The 8821-nt window shown below is 70.4% G+C and carries 6 protein-coding genes; 1 reads left to right on the plus strand and 5 read right to left on the minus strand.

The genetic code is table 11. The features are described 5' to 3' along the window. The 5 genes from KD1_RS14005 to KD1_RS14025 form a co-directional block, all read right to left on the minus strand. A partial coding sequence (locus KD1_RS14005; RefSeq protein WP_068402937.1) for a DUF7059 domain-containing protein occupies positions 1–1134 on the minus strand: 1134 nt, incomplete at its 3' end. Positions 1135–1144: 10 nt separating this feature from the next. Then, positions 1145–3121: an ABC transporter ATP-binding protein gene (locus tag KD1_RS14010; protein ID WP_068402939.1), complete on the minus strand. Its 1977-nt coding sequence runs from the start codon at positions 3119–3121 to the stop codon at positions 1145–1147. Then, on the minus strand, positions 3118–4866 hold the full coding sequence (locus tag KD1_RS14015; protein WP_068402941.1) for an ABC transporter ATP-binding protein: 1749 nt from the start codon (positions 4864–4866) through the stop codon (positions 3118–3120). Before KD1_RS14015 ends, KD1_RS14010 begins: the two co-directional genes overlap by 4 nt. 77 nt (positions 4867–4943) lie before the next feature. Continuing rightward, positions 4944–7235 (minus strand): sodium-translocating pyrophosphatase, encoded by a 2292-nt coding sequence (locus tag KD1_RS14020; protein WP_068402943.1) that lies wholly within the window; start codon positions 7233–7235, stop codon positions 4944–4946. 105 nt (positions 7236–7340) lie between these two features. Next, the gene (locus KD1_RS14025; protein WP_068402944.1) at positions 7341–7721 is read right to left on the minus strand and encodes an anti-sigma factor antagonist; all 381 of its coding nucleotides are present in this window, start codon (positions 7719–7721) and stop codon (positions 7341–7343) included. Between the two features lie 74 nt (positions 7722–7795). On the opposite strand from KD1_RS14025, the gene KD1_RS14030 reads away from it, so the two are divergent. Further along, positions 7796–8821: DEAD/DEAH box helicase (locus KD1_RS14030; RefSeq protein ID WP_157073369.1), on the plus strand; the 1026-nt coding region annotated here is incomplete at its 3' end.

The raw sequence follows: 8821 nt of genomic DNA on the forward strand, positions 1-8821 counted from the left end.
GGCCACCGGGCCGGTGGCCTCCATGAGATCAACGAACGGGTCACGCGGCTCCGCCGGCCGCTGCAGCGTGATGACGCCGAAGCCGATGGCCTCGACGCCACGAGCGGCGAAGTCGTCCAGCCACGCGCGGTACTGCTGCTCGAAGTCGGCGGTCCCGGCGCGATGCCCACCATCACGGGCCCACGTCTCGGCGTACTGCGCCGGGTCGGTGACCTCGCGCTGCACGACCCATGCGTCGAGCCCGGTGCCGGCCAGCCACCCACGCACGCGCGCCTGCCAGTCCTGCGTCGACGTGATCTCCCAGTTGCCGAGCAACTGCGCGATCCCGCCCGGCTCGAGATGCTCCCCGAGGTGGCGGACCAAGTGCCCGACGATCGCGTCGCCCTCCGCCCCACCGTCGCGGTACTCATACGTCGGCAGGCCGGTCCCACGCGGGGTGATGACGAATGGCGGGTTCGACACGATGAGATCGAAGCGCTGCCCGGCCAGGGGCTCGAGTAGCGACCCGGCCCGCACGTCCCACGCCACCGAATTGAGGGCGGCGTTGAACCGGGCATAGCCCAAGGCTCGCGCCGACAGGTCGGTCACGACGACCTCGTCGGTGTGCCCCTCCAGATGCAGGGCCTGCACCCCACAGCCGGTGCCGATGTCGGCCGCCCGAGGCACGCGGGGCCGCGGCGTCCAGGCGATGAGGGTGGCCGAGGCCCCGCCGATGCCCAGGACGTGGTCCTCACGCAGCGGGCCGCGGGTGACCATCTCGGACAGGTCGGAGGCCACCCACCAATGCCGATCGTCGGCCGCGTGCGGCGCGATCTCGCAGGTCGCCTTGAGGGCGTCCCCCTCCGGGGCGACCAGACCGAGCCGCAGCGCCCCGGCGACACCCAAGGTCGGCAGCGCCGCGGTGACGTCGGCGTGATCGACGCTGTCACCCATCATCAACAGCCGGATCAGCGTGGCGAGCGGTTCGCGCCGGCCGATGAGCACCCGGTGGGCCGGCACGAGCATCTCCCGGTGCAACGCGGCAGCGGCGACCGGGCCGAGCAGCGCCTCGACCGCATCGGGGGTGTAGTCGGCGCGGTCCAGGTCCGTGCGCAGCGCGGCAATCAGGTCCGGGTCCAGGGTGAGGATCGACACGCCGTCCAGCCTAGGCCGCGACACCGGCGAACTGCGCCTGCCATAGGCGAGCGAACGCACCTGAGGCCTCGAGGAGCTCGGCGTGCGAACCCTGCTCGACGATCCGCCCCTCCTCCATGACCAGGATCAGGTCGGCATCGCGGATCGTCGAAAGGCGGTGGGCGATGACGAAGCTCGTCCGATCGGTGCGCAGGGCCGTCAGCGCGGACTGCACCAGCGACTCGGTACGGGTGTCCACCGAACTGGTCGCCTCGTCGAGGATGAGCAGCGCCGGCTCGGAGACGAACGCCCGGGCGATGGTGATGAGCTGGCGCTCACCGGCCGAGATCGTGCCGCCGTCGTCGCCGATCTTCGTGTCGTACCCGTCAGGCAGGGCGTGGACGAAGCGGTCGACGTACGCCGCCTTGGCCGCCGCGAGGACCTCCTCGTCGGTGGCCCCGGGCCGGCCGTACGCGATGTTCTCGCGGATCGTGCCACTGAACAGCCACGTGTCCTGCAGCACCATGCCGATCTCGCCACGCAGCTGCTGGCGCGGCATCGTGGCGATGTCGACGCCGTCGAAGGTGATCCGGCCGCCGTCGAGTTCGTAGAACCGCATGATCAGGTTGACCAGCGTCGTCTTGCCCGCGCCGGTCGGCCCGACGATGGCCACGGTCTGGCCCGGCTCGACGGTCAGGTTGAGGTGTTCGATGAGCGGACGCTGCGGGTCGTAGGAGAACGACACGTCCTCGAACTCCACCCGCCCGTGGCCGTGCCCGTCCGCCGGCGCGGTGACCGGGTCCGGCCGTTCCTCCTCGGCGTCCAGGACCTCGAAGATCCGCTCGGCCGACGCGACTCCGGATTGCAGCAGGTTCGACATCGACGCGACCTGCGTCAGCGGCTGGGTGAACTGGCGCGAGTACTGGATGAACGCCTGGACGTCACCGACGGACATCGCGCCGCTGGCCACCCGCAGGCCACCGACGACGGCGACCGCGACGTACGACAGGTTCCCGATGAACTGCATGGCGGGCATGATGATGCCGCTGATGAACTGGGCGCTGAAACCGGCCTTGCCCAACTCGTGGTTGCGCTCGGCGAACTGGGCCTCGTTGTCGGCCTGACGACCGAAGACCTTGACGAGGTCGTGGCCGGAGAAGGTCTCCTCGACCACGGCATTGACCCGCCCGGTGGCGGCCCACTGGTCCTTGAAGTGCCCCTGGGCGCGGCCACCGATGAACGCGGTGAGCCCAGCGGCGAGCGGGATCGTCAGCAACGCGATGATCGACAGCAGCGGCGAGATCCAGAACATCATCGCGAGCATCGCGACGACCGTCAGCAGGGACGTGAGCAACTGCCCCAACGTCTGCTGCAGCGATTGGGCGACGTTGTCGATGTCATTGGTCACGCGCGAGAGCAGTTCACCACGCGGCTGGGAGTCGAAGTACGGCAGCGGCAGGCGCGCGAGCTTGTCCTCGGCATCGGAGCGCAGTCGGAAGATGGTCCGATTGACCACGCCCGCGAGCAGGTGGTTGGCCGCCCACGAGAAGACCGCACCGATGAGATAGAGACCGAGCACGACCAGCAACACCCGCGCCAATGCGCCGAAGTCGATGCCCTGGCCGGGCACGAGGTTGGGCATCCCGGCCACCATGTCGGCGACCTGTCCCTGCCCCTGCGCCCGCAGCCCCTGCACCACCTGGTCCTGCGTCGTTCCGGCCGGCATCTGCGATCCGACGAAACCGGCGAAGATCAGGTCGGTGGCCCGACCTAGGACACGCGGCCCCAGGGCGGTGAAGATGACGCTGATGATCGTCAGGCCCACGACGGTGAGCAGGAGCGCGCGTTCGGGCTTGAGCCGGCCGAGCAACCGCTTGGCGGACGTGCCGAAGTTCTTGGCCTTGTCGCCACCCATGGGCATGCCGTGCGGGCCCCCGCCGGCGCGGGTCGGTTGGCGGCGAGAGGCGGCGGCCTTGTCCTCGTCGTGCTGGGCGACTTCGGCGCTCACGCGCTCACCTCCGGTCGGCTCTGGTCGTCGGCCTGTTGCGACTCGACGATCTCGCGATAGGTCTCGCACCCGGCGAGCAACTCGCGGTGGGTGCCGATGCCGACGACGCGGCCGGCCTCGAGGACGACGATCTGGTCGGCCTCGAGGATGGTCGAGACCCGTTGGGCCACGACGATGACGGTCGCGTCGCGGGTGGCGGGGCGGAGCGCCGCCCGCAACCGGGCGTCGGTGGCGGTGTCGAGCGCGGAGAACGCGTCGTCGAAGAGATACACGTCCGGGCGCGCGACGATGGCCCGGGCGATGGCCAGACGCTGGCGCTGACCGCCGGAGACGTTCGTGCCGCCCTGGGCGACCGCGGAGTCGAGTCCGTCGGGCATGGCGCGCACGAAATCCTCACCCTGGGCAATGCGCAGCGCCTCCCAGAGCTCGCCGTCGGTGGCCTCCGGGCGACCCAGACGGAGATTCGAACCGATGGTGCCGGTGAAGAGCAGCGCCTTCTGCGGGACCAGGCCGCAGTGCGCCCACACCTTGCCCAGCGCGGCCTCGCGCAGATCGACCCCGTTGAAGGTCACCGCGCCGTCGGTGACGTCGTACAGGCGCGGGATGAGGTTGACCAGGGTCGTCTTGCCCGAACCGGTGGCCCCGATGATGGCGGTCGTCTCGCCGGGCCGGGCGGTGAAGGTGATGTCGTGCAGCACCGAGTGCTCGGCGCCGGGGTAGCAGAAGTCGACGCCGCTCAGCGCGACGGTCACCGGGCCGGCCGGGATCTCACGTGGCTGCTCCGGGTCGACCACCGAGCTGTCCGTCGAGAGGACCTCGTCGATGCGACCGGCGGAGACGGCCGCGCGCGGGATCATCATCGACATGAACGTCGCCATCATCACCGACATGAAGATGAGCATGAGGTAGGTCAGGAACGCGACGAGCTGGCCCACCTGGAGGTGACCGGTCTCGATGCGCTTGGCGCCGAACCACATCAGCGCGACGGTCGAGGCGTTGACGATGAACATCACCGTCGGGAACGTCAGCGCCATGAGCCGGCCCACCGCCAGCGAGGTGTTCGTGTAGCGGGTGTTGGCCTCGCCGAACCGCTCCTGCTCGGTGCGTTCGCGCACGAAGGCGCGCACCACCCGGATGCCGGTGATCTGCTCACGCAGGATGCGGTTGACCGTGTCGACGCTGGTCTGCATGGATCGGAACTGCGGCACCATCCGCGAGATGGCGACACCGACGACCAGACCGAGCAGCGGCACGGCGACGACGAGCAACAACGACAGGCCCGGATCCTCGCGCAAGGCCATGAACACGCCTCCGGCCATCATCATCGGCGCGGGCAGGAGCATCGCGGCGCCCATGAACCCGACCTGCTGCACCTGCAGCACGTCGTTCGTGGCCCGGGAGATCAGGGTCGGAGCGCCGAAGCGCGCGACCTCCTGGGCAGAGAAGTCGCCGACCCGGGAGAACACCGCGGCGCGCAGGCGCACGGCCATGAGCGCGGTCGAGCGCGCAGCGATCCACGTGGCGCCGATGGTGGCCAGGACCTGGAGCAACGAGACGGCCAGCATCCACGTGCCGGTGCGCATGATGAAGCCGGTGTCGCCCTGGACGACACCCTCATCGATGATCCGGGCGTTGAGGCTGGGGAGATAGAGGGTCGCGACGGTCGAGGCGACCTGGAGGACGACGAGCAGGGTGAGCAGGCCGGAATCCGGCCGCAGAAACCTACGGAGAAGGCGGACGAGCACGGGGTGGGAGTCCTTCCTCGGCCGGTCCGGCCGAACAGGAGGTCAGCCTAACCCGCCACCGCTGCCCGACGCGCCCCTCACGTGGCCAGCGCCAGACCCCGCCCGCGCGAGATGGCGACGGCCACCACGACGATCCCGAACGCGACCAGGGCGATGGCGAAGCGCACCCAGGACGACACATCGCCGAACGTCAGCACGACCACGGCCGGCGCGATGAGCACGGCCACGAGGTTCATCACCTTGATGAGCGGGTTGATGGCCGGGCCGGCGGTGTCCTTGAACGGGTCGCCGATGGTGTCGCCGATGACCGCCGCGGCGTGGGCATCGCTGCCCTTGCCGGCCGGGTCGTCCTCGATGATCTTCTTGGCGTTGTCCCAGGCGCCACCGGCGTTGGACAGGAACACCGCCATGAGCGCACCGGTCGAGATCGCCCCGGCGAGGAATCCGGCCAGCGCCCCGATCCCCAAGCCGAAACCGACGGCGATCGGCATCATCAGGGCCAGCAGGCCGGGGGTCGCGAGTTCGCGCAACGAGTCCTTGGTGCACATGTCGACGACGCGGCCGTACTCCGGTTTCTCGTCGTACGTCATGATCCCCGGGTGCTCGCGGAACTGGCGGCGCACCTCGTGGACGATCGCGCCGGCCGCGCGGGTGACCGCCGAGATGGCCAGACCGGAGAACATGAACACGACGGCCGATCCGATGAGCAGGCCGACGAGGGTGGTCGAGGCCACGACCGAGGTGTTCGTCGACGTGGCCGAGGCGAGGATGTCTGCGGCGGTCATCGTGCCCTGGTCGCGCAGGCGCGTCAGTTCGCTGAGCCAGGCATCGGTGTAGGAGCCGAACAGGGCCGTCGCGGCGAGCACCGCGGTGGCGATGGCGATGCCCTTGGTGATCGCCTTGGTCGTGTTGCCGACCGCGTCGAGTTCGGTCAGGAGCGCCGCGGCCTCCTCGTCGACATCCTGCGACATCTCGGCGATGCCCTGGGCGTTGTCGGAGACCGGGCCGAACGTGTCCATGGCGACGATGACGCCGACCGTGGTCAGCAGGCCGCACCCGGCCAGGGCGACGTAGAAGAGGCCGAGGGTGACGACTCCGCCGCCGAGCATGTGGGCGGCCCACACGGCCGCGGCGAGCACGCCGACCTTGTACACGGCCGACTCCAAGCCCAGGCCGATACCGGCCAGCACCACGGTGGCCGCGCCGGTGGCCGTGGTGCGCGCGACGTCCTGGGTGGGCCGGGAGTCGGTGCCGGTGAAGTACCCGGTCAGATGGAGGATGATCGCGGCCAGCGCGATGCCGATGACGACCGCGAGGGTGGCCGCGACCGGCGGCGTGCTCCACGGCGCTCCGGAGGCGTCGGTGACCTGCAGCAGGCCGTCGTAGGAGCGCGGCAGGTACAGCCAGATGACGACGGCTGCCAGGACCGCCGAGACGATGGCCGAGATGGTGAACGAGCGTTGGATCGAGTGGAGCGGGTTGACCCCTGGTGCGGCGCGGGTCGTGTACACGCCCAGGAGCGCGGTGAGCACCCCGACCGCCGGGATGAGCAGCGGCAGCACGAGCCCCTGATGACCGAACGCCGCGGCGCCGAGGATCAGCGCGGCCACCAGCGTCACGGCATAGGACTCGAAGAGGTCGGCGGCCATCCCGGCACAGTCGCCGACGTTGTCACCGACGTTGTCGGCGATCGTCGCGGCGTTGCGGGGATCGTCCTCGGGGATGCCGGCCTCGACCTTGCCGACCAGGTCGGCGCCCACGTCGGCGGCCTTGGTGAAGATGCCACCGCCGACGCGCATGAACATGGCCAGCAGCGCCGCCCCGAAGCCGAAGCCCTCGAGCACGCGCGGGGCGTCACCTTCGAAGATCAGGACGGCGATCGAGACTCCGAGCAGACCCAGGCCGATGGTGGCCATGCCGACGACGGCGCCGGTGCGGAACGCGATCCGCATGCTGCCCTCGCGGTCTCCGTCCCGGGCGGCCGAGGCGACCCGCACGTTGGCCCGGACGGCCAGACTCATCCCCAGATAACCGATCGCCGCCGAGGAACCCGCGCCGAGGAGGAAGAAGATGCTGCGGCCCCAGCGGGCGGCCTGGTCCGGGGCGGGCAGGGCGAGCAGGAGCAGGAACCCCAGGACGGCGAAGATCGACAGGGTGCGGAACTGCCGGTTGAGGTAGGCGAACGCGCCCTCCTGGATGGCCGATCCGATCTCCTGCATCGCCTTCGTGCCCGGGTCGGCGGCCAAGACCTGGCGCCGGAACACGACGGCCATGACCAAGGCGAACACCGCCAGCACGGCAACGATCACCACGAGGGTGACGTCCAGTCGCTCCAACTGGATGGACGAGGGCGCCAGTGTTGGGGCCATGCGCGCTCCTGAGAGGCCGCTGCGCGGTCACCTCTGACCACGCGGGAACTGCCACGGTACAACGGAATTCGCCACCCTCGGGTGGAGAAATGCGGAAGTCGCCCCTCAGGGGTGGCTGCGGTGCCGGCCCACGTGGGTGTGCTGCGCGCGCGCCGCGGTGCAGGCCTCCTCGAGCGTGGCGTGGATGGGGAAGACCGCATCCAGCCCGGTGATGTCGAAAACACGCAGGACCCGCTCGGACTGCGTGACCACCCGCAGGCTGCCCTCGTGCGTGGTCAGGTAGCGCAGGCGACCGACGAGGACACCCAGTCCGGTCGAGTCGATGAACGAGACTCCAGAGAGGTCGGCGATCAGGTCGAGGCGGCCCGCACTGATCTGTTGGTCGAGTGCATCGCGGAGCTTGGGTGCGGTGTACACGTCGATCTCACCGCCCGCCGTGATGACGGTCGTACCGTCCTGTTCGGTCGTCGTCACCGACAGGTTCATGCCGTGTTCTCCAGATCCCTCGTGGGCAGCCGTGCATTCGGCCAATGTTCAGGCCACGCCTACGGTAGACGACGATGACCGTTTTCCCCCACACGCCGGCGGCCCGGCTGGCCGCCCTCGCCCAGTCACGCCCGGGTCGCCTGCGGCATGTCGAGCGGATTGCTGCACGCCCGGCCCGCACCTCCGAGATGCCCGAATGGGTGGCGCCGCCGGTGGCCGAGTCCCTGCGAACGGCCGGAATCGAGCGGTTGTGGGGCCACCAGCGCGAGGCCGCCGACGTGGTGCGATCCGGCCAGGACGTCGTCATCTCGACCGGCACGGCCTCGGGCAAGTCCCTCGGCTATCTGTTGCCCCTGCTCACCGCCGTCGTCGACGGCGCCGGGCCCAACGAGGCTCCGTCGTGGCGGGCTCGCGGGGTGACCGGTCTCTACCTCGCCCCGACCAAGGCCTTGGCCGCCGATCAACTGGCCCGGATCGAGGCCATGGCGGTGCCGGGGGTGCGGGCCGCCACGTACGACGGGGACACCGCCACGGACGAACGCCGCTGGATCCGCCAGCACGCCAACGTCGTGCTGACCAACCCCGACCTGTTGCACCATTCGCTCCTGCCGGGGCACCGGCAGTGGGGGCCGTTCCTGCGGGCGCTGCGGTACGTCGTCGTCGACGAGTGCCACACCTACCGCGGCGTGTTCGGCTCGCACGTCGCGTTGGTGCTGCGGCGCCTGCGGCGCGTGGCGGCGCGGTACGGCAGCGACCCGGTCTTCGTGCTCGCCTCCGCGACGGTCAGCGAGCCGCAGGTGCACGCCGGTGCGCTGACCGGCCGGAGCGCCGTGGCCGTCACCCGCGACGATTCGCCCCGCGGGGAGCTGACGTTCGGCCTGTGGCAGCCGCCCGAGGCGGACGACACCCGGCGATCGGCGACCAGTGAGGCGGCCGAGCTGATGGCCGACCTCGTCGACGCCGATGTGCAGACCTTGGCGTTCGCGCGGAGCCGGGCCGGCGTCGAGTCGCTGGCCCGGGCGACGGTGCGCCGACTGGAGGGGCACACGGCCGGACCCGCCGGTGACGCGTCGACGCGGGTGGCCGCGTACCGCGGCGGG

This window comes from Kribbia dieselivorans NBRC 106261 (genome assembly GCF_001552435.1).
Lineage (GTDB): Bacteria > Actinomycetota > Actinomycetes > Actinomycetales > Dermatophilaceae > Kribbia > Kribbia dieselivorans.

Excerpts from the sequence above, each read along its gene's own strand:
- KD1_RS14020 (WP_068402943.1), bottom strand. The coding sequence starts at position 7,235 with ATGGCCCCAACACTGGCGCCCTCGTCCATCCAGTTGGAGCGACTGGAC.
- KD1_RS14025 (WP_068402944.1), bottom strand. The coding sequence starts at position 7,721 with ATGAACCTGTCGGTGACGACGACCGAACAGGACGGTACGACCGTCATC.